We start from the raw sequence: 21,171 nt of genomic DNA, 5'->3' as shown, positions 1-21,171 counted from the left end.
CCTGATGTCCTTGAATCATAATTGACCCTTAGCGGCTTGTGAAATATTTCGCAGGCTCATTATGCGCTTCAACAAGCTGAGTGAGGGTGAGCGGCTGGCTTATCCAGTAGCCTTGCAGGAAATCCACGCCGTGGTCGCGCAGCCACGTTGCCTGCTCCTGCGTCTCCACACCTTCTGCGACGGTCACCAGATTCAAACGGTGCGTGAGCGTCAGTACCGTATCCAGCACCGGCGAGGTGACCGTTTCCATCCCTATAGCGTTAACGAAGCCGCGGTCGATTTTCAGATAATCCAGCGTAAAGCGCTCAAGATAAATCAGCGCGCTATGGCCGGTGCCGAAATCATCAATGGCAATCTCGATGCCTTCGCCGTGCAGCCACTCAAACAGTTTCACCGCCTGTTTCTCGTTGAGCATGTCGCGCTCGGTGAGTTCCAGCACGACCTGGAAATAGTTTTCGGGCAGGCTGGCAAGCAGATGGCGAATATCCTGCTTGAAGCTCTCGGCATGCAGATGGCTTGGCGAAATGTTTATCCCAAGCTTTGCGCCGGGCGGCAGCACTTTTTGCAGGGCGGGGGCATCTTTGGCGATCAAATCAAAAAGATGGCGGGTGAGAGGGACAATCAGGTTTTGCCCTTCAGCAAAGCTGATGAAGGCGTCCGGTGGAATATTGCCCGCCACCGGATGCGTCCAGCGCATCAGCACCTCTACACCGCCAATATGTAAATCGCTGGCATGCACCACCGGCTGGTAGACCACGTAAAACTGGCCTCGGGTAATAGCCGAGAGAATTTCCCGACCCGGCCGCATTCTTATCGTCATTACATAAGCACACAGAATCCCACTCAGCAGGCCGCACATCGCCCCAAGCAGCAATGAGTAAAGCATATTATCCGTGGCGACTTCGTTACCATAGAGATAAATCTCCAGCGGAACGCCGTTGATTTTAGCCTGGCGAATAGGCGTGTTTTCAATGCTGGTTAGCGGCACGGGTTGGTGGTTAAAGGTCGAGATCGCCGTGTTGCCATTAATCACCAGCGCGACGCCACTGTACTGGCTTTGCTTCGAAGAATTCAGTATCCACGGCATCAGATTGGCGTTGATGGAGGTAAATACGCCCCGGTCGGCCAACAGTGGGCTTCGGTCCCACAGAATAAACGCCGGGCGGTGGGGCATCATGGGCGTGCCGGGTAGAATCGCCATCGCCTGGTTTTGTGAAAGGTCGAGAGAAGGGACCAGATCTTTAATCGCAATATCCAGCGGACCCGTGGCCGATGAACAAAACGCATGGCCCTCTTTTACCAGCAGAAAGGCGCGAATATTGAGGCTAAAGGCGGCGCGCGAGGTGAGCTCGGAGGAGACATTCTCGCACGAGCTCATGGTTAACGGTTGCAGGGTATCGATAGTATTGAGTACTTCGCCAAAGTAGCTATTGAGATAGGTCTTCAGCTCGGTGATGGTATTGTCAAACTGCTCAGTGCGTTTGTGGTAAGAGACAAGAAACTGAGTTCCGCCTGCCAACAGGGCAAAAAACACGCCAACCAGCAGGCTGGTGATGGAGATTCGGCGGCTTAACAGCGTTTTACGGCTTAGCATAAAGGATGCGTGTCTCGGTTATTTAAATCGGCTTCGCCAAATCATTGGAAAAAAAAAGCACTGCCAGAGCAGTGCTTTCTTATGCTTGCGGTCAATCAAGGGATACTGACAGCAAGTGATATTAAGAGCGGCTTAAAACTCGGCGCGCTTCATTATAGCGCTTCTTCCAGTATGGCTCATTCATGCTGGAGATCGTTACACCGCTGCTGGTAGACGCGTGAACGAACTGATTGTTGCCGATATAGATGCCGACATGACGACCGGTAGAACCTGCACGGAACAGGACTAAATCGCCGGTGCGAAGCTGGCTACGAGAAACAGATTTACCGGTTTCCTGCTGCTCCCACGTAGAACGCGGCAGCTCTAAACCAAATTGTTCGCGGAAGGTGCGCTGTACAAAGCTGGAGCAATCAACGCCGCGTTTGGTGTCACCGCCTAAACGATAACGAACGCCTTTCCAGCCTGCATACTGATCCATCAAACGTGATTTCACGTCGAGGTTGCGGACCATCGATTCAAATTCATCCTGAGAGGCTTGCAGTGACGAGGCATCGTTGGTGCCCACAGCATGCGTCTCAGAATGCATATTCCTGGCGGTGTCTTTTGTTGTGCTACAGGCAGAAAGCAGAACCGCAACTGCTACTGCTGGAATCGCTCGCAAGATATATCTCAAAATTGGTTGAGATTTGACCATTTTATGTGTTTTCCCTTGAAGTCCTTAACGACAATGTCGTTATAAAAAATGCCAAACGCGTCTGAGACTAAATACACGCTAACAATGAGACAATTCTTTAAAGTCAGATCTGTGGACTGGCGCACAAAATTATTCACTATGAGAATAATTGCTCATTATTGGCAAACGCGATTGAGATTACCCGATTGACAAGGGCATTGCGAGTGGTTTTACAGGATTTCTTATAAGAAATTGTGATACAGAAAGTTAAAATTTGTGAATGCGTAAAATAGTGTCAATTTAGCCTGAAAAATAGGCAACTCACTCATTCGTAAGGCGAATATTTTTGAGGGGAAACGTAATTCAGAATGATTTATCGGCAGAAATAAATCAGGGATCGAAAACGATCCCTGATGATAATTTTATAACGTCCGTTATTTATTTTCGGAGCGAGCCATATTGAGACGCGGAAGATAGCGCTCAAAAAGCGATATTGCCTTGTCGCTGAGCGGGGTCATCAATACCCACGGAATGCCAATCAACACCGCCGTCAGAGAACCGACGGCAATATCGGTAAACCAGTGTGCGCCAATCATTACGCGCGGGAAGGCAAAAATCACGAAAATAGCCAACGCGATGGCGAACGCTTTTCTGCCGAAATAACGCCACATGAATGTCGAAAAAATGAGCAGCATCATGCCATGGTCGCCAGGGAAACTATCTCGCGAGGCATCCTTGGTCGAAATGTGCAAATAATCGCTCACCCGATGGGTGTCCGGGAAAAATAGCGTTGGACTGGCGCGCTTAACCGGCATCAAATTCTGCGCCAGCTGGTTAATAATCACCGCGGCAAGCAGCATCACCAGGCCGATGATAATAATCCGGCGACGGCCAGCGGCATCCTCTTTCAGCCAGAAGCTAAGCATCAGGCAACCCATCGCCAGCAGCGAGCAGCCATCAAAGGCGCGGTTGTTGGTAATCGCGAGGAACCACTGATAAACGCGGCTCTCATCGAGGCCGTGATTAAAGAAGTGAAAAATAGCGGAATCAACATTAAACCAGACGCCATGGTTGGGCGGCAGGAACCAGCATAAAAAGAGTGCTATGCCCGCAGCGTTCAGCAGCAGGATTAACGGATATCGCGTTTTCATTTTTTCATCACCATAATTCAACAACGACCGCAACCTTAGCCCTTTCACGCTAAACGGAGCTTCAACAGAGTTGTTTGCAGTGCATTCCAGTCGGCGTCCGCATCATTAATCAGTTCGATGCGGCTGTCCGGCGGCGCGACGCTCTGCGTTTCAATGTGCAGATCTGCGCCCTGGCGGTTGATTCGCACCAGCCCCTCAGGAATACGCATGACCGCTTTGACGCGTTGCACGGGAGCCAGGCGCGCCCATTCAAGGATGCCCACCGTGTCGAAGGTGGTATCGGCGTCAAAAATCCAGCCGCAGGATTGATAACCCTGACCGCTGTTCAGGCTACGACGCCAGCGTTGATGCTCCGGCAGACTGAGCGCGGCGAGCCCTTTTTTCTCCGGGTGCGCGTGTGAGTGTGCGTCGCTTGTGGGAAGTTCCGCGAGGTTGCTGCGCGGCTGGTCGAGCAGGGCGATATCAATATTACCCTGTGTGGCATTCACACGCTGGCGCGCGCCACCGTACTGTTGCCACCAGCTTTCCAGTGCCCGCTCGCTTTCCGCAGTCGCGCGATCGCCTTTATTGGCAATGATAATATCGGCGGCGGCGAGCTGGTCGCGGAAGTTCTCGTTCAGAACCACTTTTTCATCCAGCAGCTGGCGCGGGTCAAGCACACAAAGCGTCGCCCGCAGGTCAATCCATGGCTCATAGACCGCAGCGGTGAGAATATCGAGGATCTGTTTGGGGTGACCCAGCCCGGTGGGCTCAATGAGCAGGCGGTCGGGCTTTCCCTGACGCAGAAGCGTATTCAGGCCCACCTGCATCGGCAAACCATTCACACAACACATGCAACCGCCGGGGATCTCTTTAAGCAACGCACCGCTATCGGCCAGCAGCGCGCCATCAATGCCCACTTCACCGAACTCATTTACCAGCACCGCCCACTTCTCATCGGCGGGCTTATTGGCCAGCAGATGGAGGATGGAGGTGGTTTTACCGCTACCGAGAAAACCGGTTATCAGGTTGGTCTTTGTCACGAAAACTCCAGAATAAAAATCTGCAACGTTGCTACGGGTTGCGTTAATCCTGGCGAAAAGGCGATGAAAAGAGAAGTAATTCGCGAAGAGAAATGATTTCTCTTCGCATAAAAGCAGAAATTGTTAACTATTCAGGGTGGTGATGATCGCCTGACGCGCACCGGTTTGCAGCAGGCGCTGCCACGCCTGCTGGACGTTTTCGACAAATGTCGCGTTGCCCGGCAGGTCAGTGCCAAAGATTTCACTGAGCGTTAGCAGAGCGACAACGCGCTCTTCATCACGGCTGTTGGCAACAATCCGGGCGATTTTCTCCGATAACGGGTCGCGGACATCAATTTTTTCACCCGCATCATCGATACCGCTGACGTAGCGCATCCAGCCCGCGACGCCTAATGCCAGCAGCGGCCACGCGGTACCCTGCGCCAGGTGTACGCGAATGCCATCCAGCAAGCGCTGAGGCAGCTTCTGGCTACCGTCCATCGCGATTTGCCAGGTGCGATGCTTCAGCGCCGGGTTGCTAAATCGGGTAATCAGGCTGTCGGCATAAGCGCCTAAGTCCACATCGGTAATCTTCAGCGTGGGGGCTTGCTCCGTCATCATTAAACGATGCGCCGCGAGGCGGAAATCGGCGTCCTGCATGCAGTCGCTGATATGCTGATAGCCCGCCAGATAACCCAGATATGCCAGAAACGAGTGGCTGCCATTGAGCATGCGCAGCTTCATCTCTTCCCACGGCAACACATCATCAACCAGCTGAGCCCCGGCGATTTCCCATGCCGGGCGGCCCGCCACAAAGTTATCTTCAATAACCCACTGGATAAACGGCTCACAGCTGATCGCACAGGGATCATTCACGCCGCCCAGCTCATCGGTGATTTCCGCAAGCGACGCGTCGGTGGCCGCCGGAACAATGCGATCAACCATGGTGCCGGGGAAGGTGACATGCGTAGCTATCCACTCAGCTAATGCTGGATCGCGCTGTTTTGCCATGCCCAGCACGGCGTTTTTCACCACGTGACCGTTGTCCGGAATATTGTCACAGGAGAGAACCGTAAAAGCGGATAGCCCGCGTTCTCGACGGCGGTGCAGGGCTTCGACCAGGATACCCGGCGCAGAGTGGGGCTCCTGCGGATGGCCGAGATCGTGCGCGATGCGTGGCTGATTCACATCCAGTTGCCCGGTTGCCGGGTCAATGCAGTAGCCTTTCTCGGTGATCGTCAGAGAAACAATCGCTACCTGCGGCTCGCAGAATTTCTCAATAATCGCCGCCAGCGAATCCAGTTTGGCGTTCAGACATTCATTCACTGCACCAATCACGATCGGTTGATTGCCGTCGCCGCTTTTTTCCAGCACCGTGAACAGATGATCCTGCGCGCGAAGCTGGCTCATCAACTGGTCGCCGCTAAACAGGCTGATCTCGCAGATCCCCCAATCGCCGCCTTCGGCATTAAGCACCCGGTCAGTCAGCAGAGCCTGATGCGCGCGATGGAAGGCACCGAAACCAAAATGCACAATCCGCGAGCGCAGTGCTTTTCTATCATAATGAGGCAGTTGCACATTCTCAGGGAGCGTACTGTTGGCGATTGTTTTCATTGTTTACACGTCCGATTAACCAGTAATTAACAATGCCAGTGTAAAGTTATATGACAACAAATTGAATTGGTGTGCCGAATTTATCCGGGTAATGTGAGCCAGATCAATCATTGCGGGGGCCGTATTTGACCACTACGAATAAACATGTATGGTAGTCGTCATTAACGAATATTTTATTGGTATAACAAGTTGAGAGGTTGAGGCGATGGAACAAACATGGCGTTGGTATGGCCCAAATGATCCGGTTTCCCTTGATGATGTACGTCAGGCTGGCGCAACAGGCGTCGTGACGGCGCTGCACCACATCCCGAATGGTTTGGTTTGGCCGGTCGAAGAAATTCAAAAACGTCAGGCGATGCTGGCGGAAAAAGGGCTGACCTGGTCTGTTGTTGAAAGTATTCCGGTTCACGAAGATATCAAAACGCATTCCGGCGAGTACAAAACCTGGATTGCTAACTATCAGCAGAGTATTCGCAACCTGGCGACCTGCGGCATTGATACCGTGTGCTACAACTTTATGCCGATCCTTGACTGGACGCGTACGGACCTCGAATACACGCTGGAAGATGGTTCCAAAGCGCTGCGTTTCGATCAAATCGCGTTTGCTGCTTTTGAGCTGCACATCCTGAAGCGTGAAGGCGCGCAAGCCGATTACACCGCCGAAGAGCAGCAGCAGGCAAAAGCGTATTTCGACGCCATGACCGCTGCGGACGTTGAAAAACTGACCCGCAATATCATTGCTGGCCTGCCGGGTGCGGAAGAGGGCTATACCCTTGATCAGTTCCGTGCGCGTCTGGCTGAGTACGATCACATCAGCAAAGATCAGCTGCGTGAAAACATGGCCGTCTTCCTGCGTGCGATTGTGCCGGTTGCAGAAGAAGTGGGCGTGCGCCTCGCGGTTCACCCGGACGATCCGCCGCGCCCGATCCTGGGCCTGCCGCGTATCGTTTCGACCATTGAAGATATGCAGTGGCTGAAAGAGACCGTCGACAGCATCAATAACGGCTTCACCATGTGCACGGGTTCTTATGGCGTGCGCGCCGATAACGACCTGGTGAAAATGATTGAAACCTTCGGTGACCGTATTCACTTCACGCACCTGCGCTCCACCTGCCGCGAAGACAACCCGAAAACCTTCCACGAAGCTGCGCATTTGCAGGGTGATGTGAACATGGTTGCGGTGGTTGATGCGATTCTGACTGAAGAACAGCGTCGTAAGAACGCCGGTGATTTGCGTCCGATTCCGATGCGTCCGGACCACGGCCATCAGATGCTTGACGATCTGAAAAAGAAAACCAACCCAGGTTACTCGGCGATTGGCCGCCTGAAAGGGCTGGCAGAAGTGCGCGGCGTTGAGATGGCGCTGAAAGCGACTAAGTTCCGCGATCTGCTGTAATTTGGTTTCAGAATATAAAAAGCCAGCTCATTGAGCTGGCTTTTTTACGTTAATGCGGATGCTTGCATAATTGCCGGGGGCGCTGCGCTTGCCCGGCCTACAAGTGAAAACAATTTGATGAATTGCGCCGACGTTGTAGGCCTGATAAGCGAAGCGCATCAGGCGAAGCCATCGCGATTAGTCCGCACGGCCCATATAGCGTTTTTCTTCAATATGGATACGAATTTTTTCGCCCGCGCTCAGGTATTCAGGAACCTGAATAACGAGGCCGGTGGTCAGCGTAGCCGGTTTGTTGCGTGCGCTTGCTGACGCGCCTTTAATGCCCGGTGACGTTTCGACGATTTCCAGATCAACGGTCTGCGGCAGTTCCAGCGCCAGCAACTGGCCGTCCCACAGCAGAACCTGCATATCCGGCATACCGCCTTCAGGAATGAACAGCAGTTCTTCTTCAATCTGATCTTTGGTGAAGGTGTATGGGGTGTAGTCTTCTTTATCCATGAAGACGTACTCATTACCATCGATGTAGGAGAAATCAACAAAGCGGCGGTTCAGGGTAACGGTATCGAGGATATCGTCGCCTTTAAAACGCTCTTCGACTTTCAGGCCGGTGCGCACATCGGAGAAACGCATTTTATACAGCGTTGCAGCGCCACGGGCGCTCGGTGACTGAATATCAATATCTTTTACAATCAGCAATTTGCCGTTGTAATTCAGCACCATACCTTTCTTAATTTCGTTCGCTCTTGGCATTGCAATTATCCTGTGTACAAGGGTGTCAAAAATATCGCGTAAAAGTACTCGCGACGGGCCTTTCAGGCAAGAGGAATTGAAGGGTTTTGCTATCTTCAGCTAAAAGGTGATACTGTGCGCGCCATTGCGCCCCTGATAAGAGTCTACATTATGGAATGTCGCCCGGATTGTGGGGCCTGCTGCATTGCGCCGTCTATCTCCAGTCCGATCCCTGGCATGCCAAATGGTAAGCCTGCCAATACCCGTTGTATCCAGCTTGCGGATAATAATCTGTGTAAGATTTTTGGCATGCCGGAACGTCCTCTGGTTTGTGGGGGGCTGCAACCCGTGCGCGAGATGTGCAAAACGCATCGTGATGAGGCGATGGTTTATCTGCTCAAACTGGAAGAAGATACGCTGCCGTAACTCGAATTGTGATGGCTGAATGCGTGTATTAACCCGCCCGTTGTATTGAGAATATTTCTCGACAACATCTATTAATATATTCACCAGAAAAATGATTCAATCTCATTGAGTTAGCGCTCTGAAAGATATATGACAAAATTAGTATTAATCGCCCTTTTTTAATGAAAAAGTATGATACTAAGAAAGTAGGGAGCCTTCATATTTAATATTACAATAATAACGAAGTGCAACTATATTAGTCTGGTAATTAATATGAGCGATACCAATTTTATATATTAACGTGATGACTGTTTTTTTACGCACTTACTTCTGTTGAGGCTTCAGTCTGCCTGTACGTTTAATTTTCATCGCATTTATTGATTAAATGTGACGGTTTCACTTAAGCATTTTTTCAGGAGATAACGCTTACCTCTCAATTATTATCTTGGGTTCAAAAGATATTCATCAATGACAAAAGGGAAATTGTAATAGTAAACAGATAATTGATTTTATCTACTCCAGCTCGCTCTTTTTCCGCCTGTCATTAAACACGGTAGGGAAAGCGCAAAACTTTATATTTAATAAAGAGGTAATGGTTATGGCCTCACAATATGATTTCACCGTCACACTGCACGATCTTGAATTTATTTTGAAGCAAATCAAGATCTCCGAAGCAGCAACCAATGCTGATGGCAGTATCAATGGCGATCTCCTGCGCGACCTCGTCTCCAGCCCTCTGTTACCCTATGGGATACGCACCGTCGATGGTTCCTGGAACAACCTGTTGCCGGGGCAGGAACTGTATGGTTCTGCCGATCAAACCATGCCGAGGCTGACGGCTATCAACTGGGCGGATGCCGACGCATTGACCAGCTACACCCAGTTGAATGGCGCAACGGTTATTGATGCAGATCCACGTATTATCAGTAACCTGATCTCAGATCAAACCGACTCTAACCCGGCGGCGGTTGAGGCGCATGAAGAACTTTCGGGTTCTCCTGGCGGCGGAACGGTATCGGATAATGGCAGTTTATCCATTCCTAACCTCTCACCCGATATCGGTTTATCTCCGGCATTTAATGGCTGGATGACGTTCTTTGGCCAATTCTTTGACCATGGTCTGGATTTAATCCCCAAAGCGGGTAATGGTATTGTATTTATTCCGCTTCAGGAAGATGACCCATTATTTGTTCCAGGCTCCAGAACCAACTTCATGGTTCTTACGCGATCGCAGGTTGATGAAAATCATAATACCGTTAACCTGACTACGCCTTTTATTGATCAGAACCAAACCTATACCTCTCATCCCTCCCACCAAATCTTTATTCGTGAATATGTCATGGTGGATGGGAAACCGGTTCCAACCGGTCATTTATTAGAAGGTGCCAACGGTGGTTTGGCGACCTGGGCGGATGTTAAACAGCAGGCAGAAATGCTGCTGGGGATTAAATTAACCGATCAGGATGTTTTTAATGTCCCATTATTGGCAACGGACCGCTACGGTAATTTGATCCTGAGTGAAAATGGGAAGGTACAAATTGTTACCACTGGCGGGCTGTTTGAGGCAGACGGTGGGCCGCTTCCTGCGGGAACGTTGCGCACCGGGCACGCCTTCCTTGATGATATCGCGCACAGTGCGGTACCCACCGCAGGGCTTACGGCTGATGCCGATACCGCTATTGGCGGTGCGCCGGTCGCAGGCACATATGATGACGAACTCCTTGCCCGCCACTTTATCACCGGCGACGGGCGCGGGAATGAAAACATCGGCTTAACGGCGGTGCACTCTGTATTCCATAGCGAACACAACCGTTTGGTGGAAGAGTACAAAAATACGCTGCTGGCAACCAACGATGTCGATCTCATCAACCAGTGGCTGATGCCGGATCATCAGATAACCGCGATTCCGGCGAATCTTAATTCACTGCAATGGAACGGCGAATACCTGTTCCAGGCCGCGCGCTTCGCCACGGAAATGCAGTATCAGCACCTTGTTTTCGAAGAGTTTGGCCGTACCGTGCAGCCTGCGATCGACCCGTTTGTCTTCTCGAACAGCGCGGATATTAACCCGGCGATTTTTGCCGAGTTTGCCCACGTGGTCTACCGTTTTGGTCACTCGATGCTGACGGAAACCGTTGATCGTACCAATATGGCAATGCAGGGGGATGATGTCGGCCTGATTGAGGCTTTCCTGAACCCGGTAGCGTTTAATGAATTCAACGGACAAATCATTTCTGACGACCAGGCGATTGGCGCTATTGTGCGCGGAATGTCGCGGCAGGTCGGTAACGAAATCGATGAATTTATTACCGATGCGCTACGTAACAACCTGGTGGGTTTACCGCTGGATTTAGGCGCGCTGAATATCGCGCGTGGGCGTGAAACCGGGATGCCAACCCTGAATCAGGCGCGTGAACAGTTCTATGAACTGAGCGGAAACAGTCAGCTGCGGCCTTATACCAGTTGGGCTGATTTTGCCTCGTTCCTGAAAAACCCGGCGTCAATAATCAACTTTATGGCGGCCTACGGTCAGCATGAGTCGATCCTTGCCGCGTCAACCATTGAAGGCAAACGCGCGGCGGTGAATTTCCTGCTCTTTGGCGATGACACGACCTCGCCACCCGCCGATGCCATGGATTTCTTCAACAGCACCGGCGACTGGGCGACAAAAGAGTCAGGTCTGAATAATGTCGATTTCTGGATTGGCGGCCTGGCAGAGCGGAAAAATGAGTTTGGCGGCATGCTCGGCTCAACCTTCAACTTTGTCTTTGAAACCCAGATGGAGATGTTGCAGGACGGTGACCGTTTCTACTACCTGAGCCGTACTCAGGGGCTGAACATGCTCAACGAGCTGGAAGCGAACTCCTTCTCGGCGCTGGTGATGCGTAACAGCGACCTGGGCGCTGCCGGGTCGTCACATCTTCCGGCTCACCTGTTCCAGACGCCGGACTTCATCTTCGAAGTGAATCGCGCGCTGCAAACGGATGCGGACCCGACCTGGGGCAACCCGCTGAAAGATTTGCTGACGCCGCTGCTGGTGCGTCGTGCCGCCACAACGGATGTGAATGGTGACGGTGCCGCCGACGGCGCTTACCTGAAATATTCCGGTGACGGACACGTGGTGCTCGGCGGCTCAGCCGGGAACGACACGCTCATCGGCGGTAAAGGTATTGACAGCCTGTGGGGGGATGGCGGCGACGACCGTCTGGACGGCGGCGATGAAGCTGACGTGGTGCACGGGGGCGACGGTAACGACATTATTACCGACACCAACACGCCTATCGGCGGAGCTGACTTCCTGCATGGTGACGCAGGCCATGACGTTATCTTCTCCGGTAACGGGAACGATCTGATCTTTGGCGGCAGCGGCAGCGATTTCCTGTCGGTGGGCGAAGATGCACAGGAAGTTTTCGCCGGGCGTGATAATGACTTCGTGCTTGGCGGCTCTGGCGGCGATGCCCTGCTGGGTAATGAAGGCGATGACTGGCTGGAGGGCGGTGATGGCTTTGACAGCCTTACCGGGGAGAACTCTGAGCTCTTCTTCAACAGCACCATCATCGGCCACGACATTCTCAACGGTCAGGGCAACGACACCGACTACGATGGCGAAGCGGGTGACGACATCATGGTGCAGGGTGCCGGTATCCAGCGTAACAACGGTATGGCCGGGTTCGACTGGGCAATCCATAAGGGCGATCCTAATGGGGCGAACTCGGATCTCGGCATTCCTATCTTCGTAAACCAGCAGGAGTTTATTCTGCGAGACCGCTTCGACCTCGTTGAAGGGCTATCAGGCTGGAAGTTCAACGACGTGCTGATCGGGACAGAGCAACCTATTGGTACTGCACCTGTTCAGGGTGTGCCGTTGTCAAACAACCTGACTCAGGAAGGGGTCGATCGCATCAGCGGGTTGCAGAGCATTATCGGGGGGACACGGAGCAACAATCCAAATGCGGTGGTGTTTAACCCGGATAACGGCGGCGATATTCTGCTCGGCGGCGGTGGTAGCGACCGGATGATGGGTAAGGCTGGCGATGACATTATCGATGGCGACGCCTGGCTGAATGTCCGTCTGGCGGTAAGCGGCCTGGCGGGCGTCACCAGCGCCGATAGCCTGAACGAGCTGAAATCCTACATGCTGGCGGGCACCCTGAAACCGAACCAGATTACGATGGTGCGCGAAATTCTGCGTGAAGGCGCAGGCACGGAAACGGACATTGCGGTTTATCGAGACCTGAGCAGTAATTACCTCTTTACCCGCATGGCGGATGGCAGCCTGAGAGTGGACCATGCCACACCCGCAGCCGGGATAGTCAACGATGATGGCGTTGACCGCCTGCTCAACATCGAAAAAGTGGAGTTTGGTGATGGCGAGCAACTGTGGGTCACCGCGCAGGCAGCGACCGGGAGTCTGGCCATCAGCGACACCACGCCTTCGCAGGGCGATTTACTGCGCGCCGACCTCACGAATTTACGTGATGGTAACGGGATTGCCGCAGCGACCGTGGTCACCCTGACGTGGCAGGCACTGAGCGGTGGGCAATGGCTAGATCAGGCGACTGGCCCTGAATTCCGTGTACCTAACGGGTTACAGGGCGCGCAGTTACGCGTCGTCGCCAGCTTCACCGACCGCATGGGCGATGCCGAGCGGATTATCTCGTCGCCCACTCAGGCCGTTACGCCGCGCAACCAACCCACCACGGGGCTGCCGGTCATTAACGACCTGACGCCAACCGAAAGCCTGACGCTGACCGCCATTGTCTCCGGGATTGCGGACGCTGACGGTCTAAGCGGCGGTAACTTCAGCTACCAGTGGCGAATGAGCAATGGCAACGGCTTCGTCAACATTAATGGCGCAACCGCCGCGACCTATACGCCGACCCAGACGGTTGTTGGTCGGACGCTACAGGTGGTGGTCACCGTCCGTGACGACGAAGGCAACCCGCCGGTCGTGCTGACGTCTGCGGCAACGCAGGTGGTCGGCGATCTCAACGTTGGCAACAATCAATCTAACAACCTCACCGGTACCGCAGGAAGCGACATTCTGCGCGGCGAGGGCGGTAGTGATGTGCTGTCAGGGCTGGGGGGCGATGACACGCTGATAGGCGGTGCCGGAAACGACACGCTCGATGGCGGCGCGGGCCGGGATATCCTGGAAGGCGAAGCCGGAGACGACACGCTGAACGGGGGGCTGGATGCCGACACCATGTCTGGTGGAACCGGTAATGATACCTACATTGTGGATAACCTGGGCGACGTGGTCAGCGAAGGTGTCAATGCGGGAACGGACGTGGTGGAAACCAGCCTCGCCAGTTATGTGCTGGCCGATAACGTTGAGCAACTGGTCTTCACCGGCAACGGGAACTACACCGGAACCGGTAACGCGCTGGCCAACACCATTACCGGCGGAAATGGCAACGATTCGCTCTCCGGGCTTGGCGGTAACGATCTGCTGCGAGGGGGGAACGGCACCGATCGCCTGGACGGCGGCGACGGTAACGATACCCTTCAGGGCGACGGCGGTACCGATACGCTGCTGGGTGGTGCAGGTAACGACGTTCTCTCGGGCGGCGCAGGTAATGACATCCTTAACGGCGGTGCCGGAAACGACACCATGAACGGGGATGCCGGCAATGACACCTTTGCTTTCTCTGCAAGCTTTGGGCGCGACCTTATCTCCGGTTTCGACAGCAATGCGGCAGGTGGGCAGGATTTCATCGATCTGCGGTTGTTAAACATCACCAACTTTGCGAATCAGGTTCGTGTCACGACCGTTGCCGGGGATGCCACCATCACCATCGGGAACGACGTCATCACACTGGATGGGGTGAATGCCAATACCATGAGCGTCGGTGATTTTATTCTCTGATAACGCTTAAGGCATTCATCCGATAATAACCGGTTATAAGGAGAAGACTATGTCGGGCCAGCATACGCAATCAGAACTGAACAGGGCGCTGAAAGGAACTCGGTCCACTTTTATTTTGCTGCTGTTTTTTAGTTGTGTAATTAATATGCTTATGCTGGCACCGGCAATTTATATGTTGCAGGTGTACGACCGCGTGCTGGTCAGCAAAAACACCACCACGCTGTTAATGCTTACCTTGCTGATATTTGGTCTGTATATCGTCATTGGCCTGATTGAGTCGGCGCGCGCCAGCGTGATGGTGCGCCTCGGCAATCGGCTGGATGTGAATCTCAACCAACTGGTATTTAACGCGGCGTTTAAGCGCAAAATAACCGCTGGCGACAATAACCCCGCGCAGGCGCTGGCGGAATTAGATCAGGTGCGCCAATTTTTATCCGGCAATAGCCTCTTTGCATTGTTAGATATACCCTGGACGCCTTTCTATTTATTGATCGCATTTCTGGTACATCCGCTGCTGGGTTATCTCTCTGCCGGAGGGATTATTATTCTGTTCACGTTAACGCTGTTTTCAGAGATTTCGACCAAACGCGCGATTCAGCAGGCGCACGCGTTGACGGTGAATAACAGCAGCAAGCTCAATAAGCAACTGCAAAATGCGGACGCGATTGAAGCCATGGGTATGCTTCCCACGCTGAAAAATCACTGGCTGGAGCAACACAATAAAGTGCTGGTTCTGCAAACGCAGATTGCGGATAAAACGGCGCACTTAAGCGGCCTGAGCCGATTTGTGCGTATCCTGCTGCAATCGGTCGCCCTTGGGGCCGGGGCCTTACTGGTCATTAAGGGTGAAATCACACCGGGCCTGATGATCGCCGCGTCTATCATCCTCGGGCGAGTGCTGAACCCGGTTGAACAGGTGATCGGTAGCTGGAAACAGTTTGTGCAGTTTCGCGGCGCGTGGCAGCAGTTGACCACCTTACTAAAAAGTTATCCCGCGCCGAAAGCGGTGCTCACCCTGCCGCGCCCGACGGGCAAAATCAGCGTGGAAAATGTGTTCGCCGCGCCTCCGGGGCTGAGTTCGCCGACGCTGCGCAATATCTCCTTCCAGCTCGATGCCGGAGAGGTGCTGGGGATTATCGGCCCGTCGGCCTCGGGTAAAACGTCGCTCGCGAAACTGCTGGTGGGCGTATGGAGTACGCTATCCGGCAAAGTCCGCCTTGATGGTGCGGATATCTGCCAGTGGGATAAAGCACTGCTCGGCCCGGCCATAGGCTACCTGCCTCAGGACGTCGAACTGTTTGATGGCAGCATCGCGCAAAACATCTCGCGTTTTGCGCTGATGGACAGTGAAAAGATCGTCGCGGCAGCACAGCTGGCGGGCGTTCACGAAATGATCCTCCGCTTTCCTCAGGGCTATGATACCCCGCTTGGCGTAGGTGGATATCAGCTCTCCGGCGGCCAGCGTCAGCGCATCGGGCTGGCGAGAGCGGTGTATAACAATCCCGCGTTTATCGTGCTCGACGAACCCAATGCCAATCTCGACGATGCCGGAGAGTTCGCGCTGATTAAAGCCATTAATACCTTACGCAATCAGGGGCAAACCACGGTCATTATTTCTCATCGCCCGACGCTGCTTGGGGTGGTCAACAAAGTGCTGTTACTCAACGACGGGGCGATGCAGCAGTTCGGTACCCGTGACCAGGTGTTTGCCAGCCTCCGTCAGGCTAACGTTCTAAAACCGGTGGCTGAAATGGCTGAACCGTCTGCTAATAACGACCAACGCGAGGCCTGAAAATGAAAAAGCAGAATTCCGTAAACGATGATGACTGCGTTGATACCCGGATCTGGCCGCCGTTGCTGCGAGGGCTTGTGGTCATACTGTTCGGTGTCGGCGGCTTTTTGCTGTGGTCGGTAAAAGCGCCACTCGATGCAGGGGTGGTGGCTGATGGCACGGTCACCGTATCCAGCAACCGGAAAACGCTCCAGCACCTGAGCGGTGGCCGCGTGACGGCTATCGACGTAAAGGAAGGCGATACGGTTAAGAAAGATCAGGTGCTGGTACGGTTGGATAAAACGCCGCTGGAGATGCGCTACAGCGCGCTGGGCGCGCAGTATTTGTCAGCAAAAACCATTGAAGAACGCCTGCTTGCGGAGCGAGATGGGTTAGAAGCCATCGTTCTTGACGCATCGCTGACTCAACAGTTCTCAGGAAGTAAACGCCTCGTCGAGGCCCGCCAACTGCAGGCGCGTTTGTTTGAAACCCGGCGCAAAACCGTTCAGGACGAAGTGGCGATGCTTGAGGAAAACCTGGAAGGCCTGGTCGGGCAGATAAATAACCTGAACAAAGTCAAAGGATTCCGCGACCATCAGTTTAGCCTTATCAGCCGTGAACTCGGTGCAATTCGTTCTCTGAGTGAGAAAAACTATTATCCCAAAGCCCAGATGCTGGTGCTGGAGCGGGAGGCGGCGGAAATCTCAGGCAGCATATCCGAGGATATTTTAAATATCGCCAAACTGAAGTCGCAGCAAAATGAAATCAAAATCAAACTCTACCAGGTGCGGCATGAATACTTGCAGGAGGTGGAGTCTGAATTAACCTCGAAGCAAAAAGAGCTTTCAATGCTTGAGGATGAACGCATTTCAACCCGTCACGAGCTGGATAATACGGAAATTCGTTCGCCGATTAACGGCACGGTGCTGGATGTGAAGGTAAGTACCGTCGGCGGGGTGATTCAGCCTGGGGAACATCTGATGGATATTGTTGCGGCCGGGCAACCTCTGCAAATTGACGCGCGTATACCGGTGCACGCGATTGATAAAATGGCGCCCGGATTAATGGTGGATGTTCTGTTTCCGGCGCTAAACCACGCGTTATTACCGTCGGTGCCTGCACGCGTGCTGACCGTTTCGGCGGATCGCTTAATTGATGAAGCCACCCAGCAGCCGTATTACCTGGCGGAAGTTCAGGTCTCACGAGAAGGCGTAAAACTGCTGGGTGATTACAAAATTAAAGCCGGTATGCCGGCAAGCGTCACGATAAAAACCGGTGAGCGGACCTTCCTGAGTTACCTCTTTAAACCGCTGCTGGCCCGCCTTGAGCTGGCATTTAAAGAGTATTAAACGTCTTTCACACGCATCAGACAGCCGCTGGTGATGACACACATCACCAGCGCTATCCAGAACACCGCGTGATAACTCCAGATTTCCGCGACGACGCCCGCCAGCGACCCGGCGATGATCCAGCCTACGCGGGTGGTATTGGTGTACAGTGTCGTCGCTGAACCGGCCTGGCCCGGCATCAGATCCTGAAAATAGAGCATGCCAATACCGGCGAGAATACCAATGTAGATTGCGTTAAGAAGCTGTAAACCAAGCAGTAAAACCGGTGTGTGTACCGTCAGCATTCCGGCATAGAACAGCAACCCACTTACGGCGGCGATACGCATTAAAAAGCGCTTACCGAAGCGTTTAGCGTAATATCCGGCAATCAACATGGTTGGGATTTCGAGGCCTGCTGCCGTACCCATCATCACGCCCGCCAGTTTTTCCGGCAGATGTAACTCTTCAATAATAAACAGCGGCATATTAATGATGTACAGACTGTTGGTGCCCCACATCAGCGTGCAGATGGTAAACAGCAGCAGGGCATCGCGGCGATTAGTGCGCGGCGCTTCTATGTGTCCGGCAGTGGCGCCTTTACCTTTATGCATGCTGGGCAGTAAAAACCAGACGATGATACCGCAGACAATAAAGGCCATCGCCGCGCTGAGATACATCACCGTAAAGCCAAAGCCCATCGCCAGCGCATAGGCCAGCGGCGGGCCAATAACCCAGGCGAGTGACACCTGCGCACGCAGAATAGAGCTGAACATGACCGCTTCACGCCCCGTTTTATCCGCATGCTCGCGCGCAAGAGCGAACATTTGTGGGTTGGCGGTAGAGCCAAAGCTGCTCAGAAAAACACCGACAAACAGCAAAACAAAGTAGTTACGATTCCAGGCAAACAGCACGCAGGCGAGCACGCCCAGCAGGCAGCAAAACACGATCAGGCTTTTGCGATCGCCTTTGTGATCGGAACGCCCGGCCAGAAACTGGCTCACCAGGATGCCAATGACCGCGCTACCGGTAAAGAAGAAGCCAACCATCGCCGGACGCGCGTGGACTTCATTAGTCAGAAACAGGCTCAGGGTCGGCGTTTGCAACGCCCCGGCGATACCGGTTAAAAACGCAACAATCAGAAACGACGATGAGGTGAGATCAAACGAACGTCGGGGGGCGGCGGCAGAACTGTTTTGCATATCTCTTAATCGCTAGCGTGACAGGAGGCGGGAGTTTACGTCGCCACTCAGAAAATGAACAGTCATCTACATCAAATTCCGCACATAAAAATTAAAAAGCCATTTCAAAATAATTCTCACTCAAGCTGACGTTTGCTGACGCCTGAACTTCAGCTGATTAAGGTGTCAGCAGTTGTGGTATTAATGCTAATAAAATGTGCTGTAGATCTAACTTTAAACATCAGAAATTCAACTTATCTTGCAGGCTGGTTAAGAAAGGGACAGACTCAATTGAAACGTTTCAGCGTCATCTGACCTTTATTTCGGCATAAGGTGACGCCTTTTTTCTCATGTTAGCTGAAACGATTCAATTCAGCAGGAGAGGAGAACCATGTTCCAGTTATCTGTTCAGGATATTCATCCCGGTCAGCAGGCCGCGGATAAAGAAGAGGCTATTCGGCAGGTTGCTTCAGCACTGGTCAGTGCGGGCAACGTGGCGGAAGGCTACGTCGCCGGGATGCTGGCGCGTGAGCAACAAACGTCCACTTTCTTGGGCAACGGCATTGCTATTCCGCACGGCACTACCGACACGCGCGACCAGGTGCTGAAAACCGGCGTCCAGGTTTATCAGTTTCCGCAGGGCGTGACCTGGGGTGAAGGGCAAACGGCATATGTGGCTATCGGCATTGCTGCGAGCTCAGATGAACACCTGGGTCTGCTGCGTCAGCTGACGCACGTGCTGAGCGATGATTCCGTGGCTGAACAGCTGAAAAGCGCCACCACCGCTGAAGAGCTGCGTGCGTTGCTGATGGGCGAAAAGCAGAGCGAATCGCTGAAGCTTGATAACGACACCCTGTCGCTGGATGTTGCGGCAAACGACCTGGTGACGTTGCAGGCGCTGAACGCCGCGCGTCTGAAAGAGGCCGGAGCGGTGGATAGCGCTTTTGTCGCGCACGCTATTAACGAACAGCCGCTGAATCTCGGTCAGGGTATCTGGCTGAGCGATGGCGTAAACGGCAACCTGCGTAGCGCCGTGGCGGTTAGTCGTGCGGCTAACCCGGTCAGCGTTGGCGAATCTCAGGCCGCGATGTTGATTACCGTGGCAATGGCTGACGATCAACCGACAGCCGTGCTCAGCCGCCTGAGCAATCTGCTGCTGGAAAATAAAGCTGAACGTCTGCTGAAAGCCGATGCCGCCACCGTGCTGGCGCTGCTGACCAGCGACGACGCGGCAGCGGAAGACGTATTAAGCGAAGAATTTGTGGTGCGCAACGAGCATGGTTTACATGCGCGTCCGGGCACTATGTTAGTCAATACAATCAAACAGTTCAGCAGTGATATCACCGTCACCAACCTTGATGGCAGCGGTAAACCGGCGAACGGTCGTAGTTTGATGAAAGTCGTCGCACTTGGCGTGAAGAAAGGCCATCGCCTGCGCTTCACCGCTCAGGGGGACGATGCTCGTCAGGCACTGGACGCAATTGGAGAGGCGATCGCCTCTGGCCTCGGGGAGGGCGCATAAATGAGCAGACGCGTTGCAACAATCACACTGAATCCGGCCTACGATCTGGTTGGCTTTACGCCAGAAATTGAACGTGGCGAAGTTAACCTGGTGCGTACCACCGGCCTGCACGCCGCAGGTAAAGGGATTAACGTTGCAAAAGTGCTGAAGGATCTGGGCATCGATGTCACCGTCGGTGGTTTCCTCGGGAAAGACAATCAGGACGGTTTTCAGCAACTGTTCAGCGAACTTGGAATCGCTAACCGCTTTCAGGTGGTGCAGGGCCGTACCCGCATTAACGTTAAGCTGACGGAAAAAGACGGCGAAGTCACCGACTTCAACTTCTCTGGTTTCGACGTGACTGCCGCAGACTGGGAACGTTTTGTTAACGACTCCCTGAGCTGGCTGGGTCAATTCGACATGGTTTGCGTAAGCGGCAGCCTGCCAGCGGGCGTCAGCCCGGAAGCGTTTACCGACTGGATGACGCGTCTGCGCAGCCAGTGCCCGTGCATCATTTTCGACAGCAGCCGTGAAGCGCTGGTGGCGGGCCTGAAAGCAGCACCGTGGCTGGTTAAACCGAATCGTCGCGAACTGGAAATCTGGGCCGGTCGCAAGCTGCCGGAAATGAAAGACGTGATCGACGCGGCTCACGCCCTGCGAGAACAAGGTATCGCCCATGTGGTGATTTCCCTCGGCGCAGAAGGCGCGCTGTGGGTGAATGCGTCCGGTGAGTGGATTGCTAAGCCGCCGTCAGTGGAAGTGGTCAGCACCGTTGGTGCAGGCGATTCCATGGTCGGTGGCCTGATTTACGGCCTGCTGATGCGTGAATCCAGCGAGCACACACTGCGTCTGGCGACGGCGGTGGCGGCACTGGCGGTCAGCCAGAGCAATGTCGGCATTACCGACCGTACCCAGCTGGCGGCCATGATGGCGCGCGTTGACTTACAACCGTTTAATTAAC

General features: G+C 53.6%; 14 protein-coding genes. 7 read left to right on the top strand and 7 right to left on the bottom strand.

All coding sequences use genetic code 11. The annotated features are described in order from the left end of the window. Window positions 1-28 precede the first annotated feature (28 nt). The 5 genes from AC1MKH_RS16620 to AC1MKH_RS16600 all read right to left on the bottom strand — a co-directional run bounded on the left by AC1MKH_RS16620 (window position 29) and on the right by AC1MKH_RS16600 (window position 6,033). Entirely contained in the window at window positions 29-1,594 is a 1,566-nt protein-coding gene (locus AC1MKH_RS16620) for a cyclic di-GMP phosphodiesterase (protein ID WP_276219806.1), read from the bottom strand. A gap of 121 nt (window positions 1,595-1,715) precedes the next feature. Next, entirely contained in the window at window positions 1,716-2,288 is a 573-nt protein-coding gene (mepS, locus tag AC1MKH_RS16615; RefSeq protein ID WP_108473642.1) for a bifunctional murein DD-endopeptidase/murein LD-carboxypeptidase, read from the bottom strand. Window positions 2,289-2,701: 413 nt separating this feature from the next. Then, on the bottom strand, window positions 2,702-3,418 hold the full coding sequence (locus AC1MKH_RS16610; RefSeq protein ID WP_276219807.1) for a phosphatase PAP2 family protein: 717 nt from the start codon (window positions 3,416-3,418) through the stop codon (window positions 2,702-2,704). A gap of 44 nt (window positions 3,419-3,462) precedes the next feature. Beyond that, a complete protein-coding gene (locus tag AC1MKH_RS16605; RefSeq protein ID WP_276219808.1) occupies window positions 3,463-4,440 on the bottom strand; it encodes a CobW family GTP-binding protein in 978 nt (325 codons plus the stop codon). 123 nt (window positions 4,441-4,563) lie between these two features. Beyond that, window positions 4,564-6,033 (bottom strand): mannitol dehydrogenase family protein, encoded by a 1,470-nt coding sequence (locus AC1MKH_RS16600; protein ID WP_327621831.1) that lies wholly within the window; start codon window positions 6,031-6,033, stop codon window positions 4,564-4,566. 205 nt (window positions 6,034-6,238) lie between these two features. Here AC1MKH_RS16600 and uxuA point away from each other — a divergent pair, with 205 nt between their 5' ends. Further along, on the top strand, window positions 6,239-7,429 hold the full coding sequence (gene uxuA / locus AC1MKH_RS16595; protein ID WP_276219810.1) for a mannonate dehydratase: 1,191 nt from the start codon (window positions 6,239-6,241) through the stop codon (window positions 7,427-7,429). Between the two features lie 177 nt (window positions 7,430-7,606). Here the strand turns inward: uxuA and yeiP are convergent, their stop codons facing one another. Then, the gene (gene yeiP / locus AC1MKH_RS16590; protein WP_276219811.1) at window positions 7,607-8,179 is read right to left on the bottom strand and encodes an elongation factor P-like protein YeiP; all 573 of its coding nucleotides are present in this window, start codon (window positions 8,177-8,179) and stop codon (window positions 7,607-7,609) included. 150 nt (window positions 8,180-8,329) lie between these two features. On the opposite strand from yeiP, the gene AC1MKH_RS16585 reads away from it, so the two are divergent. From AC1MKH_RS16585 to AC1MKH_RS16570, 4 genes are all read left to right on the top strand, one after another. Continuing rightward, window positions 8,330-8,584, top strand: coding sequence for a YkgJ family cysteine cluster protein (locus AC1MKH_RS16585; RefSeq protein WP_276219858.1), 255 nt, complete (start codon window positions 8,330-8,332; stop codon window positions 8,582-8,584). 577 nt (window positions 8,585-9,161) lie between these two features. Next, complete coding sequence (locus tag AC1MKH_RS16580; protein ID WP_276219812.1) at window positions 9,162-14,432, top strand: peroxidase family protein; 5,271 nt, start codon at window positions 9,162-9,164, stop codon at window positions 14,430-14,432. A gap of 49 nt (window positions 14,433-14,481) precedes the next feature. Continuing rightward, window positions 14,482-16,224 carry a type I secretion system permease/ATPase gene (locus AC1MKH_RS16575; protein ID WP_327621830.1) on the top strand — a complete coding sequence of 581 codons (1,743 nt, stop codon included), beginning with the start codon at window positions 14,482-14,484 and terminating at the stop codon, window positions 16,222-16,224. Window positions 16,225-16,226: 2 nt separating this feature from the next. After that, on the top strand, window positions 16,227-17,552 hold the full coding sequence (locus AC1MKH_RS16570; protein WP_276219814.1) for an HlyD family type I secretion periplasmic adaptor subunit: 1,326 nt from the start codon (window positions 16,227-16,229) through the stop codon (window positions 17,550-17,552). On the opposite strand, the gene setB is transcribed toward AC1MKH_RS16570, so the two are convergent. After that, complete coding sequence (setB, locus tag AC1MKH_RS16565; RefSeq protein ID WP_276219815.1) at window positions 17,549-18,730, bottom strand: sugar efflux transporter SetB; 1,182 nt, start codon at window positions 18,728-18,730, stop codon at window positions 17,549-17,551. The genes AC1MKH_RS16570 and setB overlap by 4 nt on opposite strands. Before the next feature lie 370 nt (window positions 18,731-19,100). Between setB and fruB the strand changes: the two genes are divergently transcribed. Together fruB and fruK are read left to right on the top strand one after the other, a co-directional pair. Next, on the top strand, window positions 19,101-20,231 hold the full coding sequence (gene fruB / locus AC1MKH_RS16560; RefSeq protein ID WP_231826724.1) for a fused PTS fructose transporter subunit IIA/HPr protein: 1,131 nt from the start codon (window positions 19,101-19,103) through the stop codon (window positions 20,229-20,231). Further along, the gene (gene fruK, locus AC1MKH_RS16555; RefSeq protein WP_015963724.1) at window positions 20,232-21,170 is read left to right on the top strand and encodes a 1-phosphofructokinase; all 939 of its coding nucleotides are present in this window, start codon (window positions 20,232-20,234) and stop codon (window positions 21,168-21,170) included. Window position 21,171: the final 1 nt, after the last annotated feature.

The sequence above is a fragment of the Pseudocitrobacter sp. CD920760 genome (genome assembly GCF_057782505.1).
Note: the sequence above shows the minus strand (reverse complement) of the source record. Positions and strands in the feature narration are given on the sequence as shown.

What these genes read in the sequence shown, in the direction of transcription:
- AC1MKH_RS16620 (WP_276219806.1), bottom strand. Translation starts at nt 1,594, where the DNA reads ATGCTAAGCCGTAAAACGCTGTTAAGCCGCCGAATCTCCATCACCAGC.
- mepS (WP_108473642.1), bottom strand. Translation starts at nt 2,288, where the DNA reads ATGGTCAAATCTCAACCAATTTTGAGATATATCTTGCGAGCGATTCCA.
- AC1MKH_RS16610 (WP_276219807.1), bottom strand. Translation starts at nt 3,418, where the DNA reads ATGAAAACGCGATATCCGTTAATCCTGCTGCTGAACGCTGCGGGCATA.
- AC1MKH_RS16600 (WP_327621831.1), bottom strand. Translation starts at nt 6,033, where the DNA reads ATGAAAACAATCGCCAACAGTACGCTCCCTGAGAATGTGCAACTGCCT.
- uxuA (WP_276219810.1), top strand. Translation starts at nt 6,239, where the DNA reads ATGGAACAAACATGGCGTTGGTATGGCCCAAATGATCCGGTTTCCCTT.
- yeiP (WP_276219811.1), bottom strand. Translation starts at nt 8,179, where the DNA reads ATGCCAAGAGCGAACGAAATTAAGAAAGGTATGGTGCTGAATTACAAC.
- AC1MKH_RS16585 (WP_276219858.1), top strand. Translation starts at nt 8,330, where the DNA reads ATGGAATGTCGCCCGGATTGTGGGGCCTGCTGCATTGCGCCGTCTATC.
- AC1MKH_RS16580 (WP_276219812.1), top strand. Translation starts at nt 9,162, where the DNA reads ATGGCCTCACAATATGATTTCACCGTCACACTGCACGATCTTGAATTT.
- AC1MKH_RS16575 (WP_327621830.1), top strand. Translation starts at nt 14,482, where the DNA reads ATGTCGGGCCAGCATACGCAATCAGAACTGAACAGGGCGCTGAAAGGA.
- AC1MKH_RS16570 (WP_276219814.1), top strand. Translation starts at nt 16,227, where the DNA reads ATGAAAAAGCAGAATTCCGTAAACGATGATGACTGCGTTGATACCCGG.
- setB (WP_276219815.1), bottom strand. Translation starts at nt 18,730, where the DNA reads ATGCAAAACAGTTCTGCCGCCGCCCCCCGACGTTCGTTTGATCTCACC.
- fruB (WP_231826724.1), top strand. Translation starts at nt 19,101, where the DNA reads ATGTTCCAGTTATCTGTTCAGGATATTCATCCCGGTCAGCAGGCCGCG.
- fruK (WP_015963724.1), top strand. Translation starts at nt 20,232, where the DNA reads ATGAGCAGACGCGTTGCAACAATCACACTGAATCCGGCCTACGATCTG.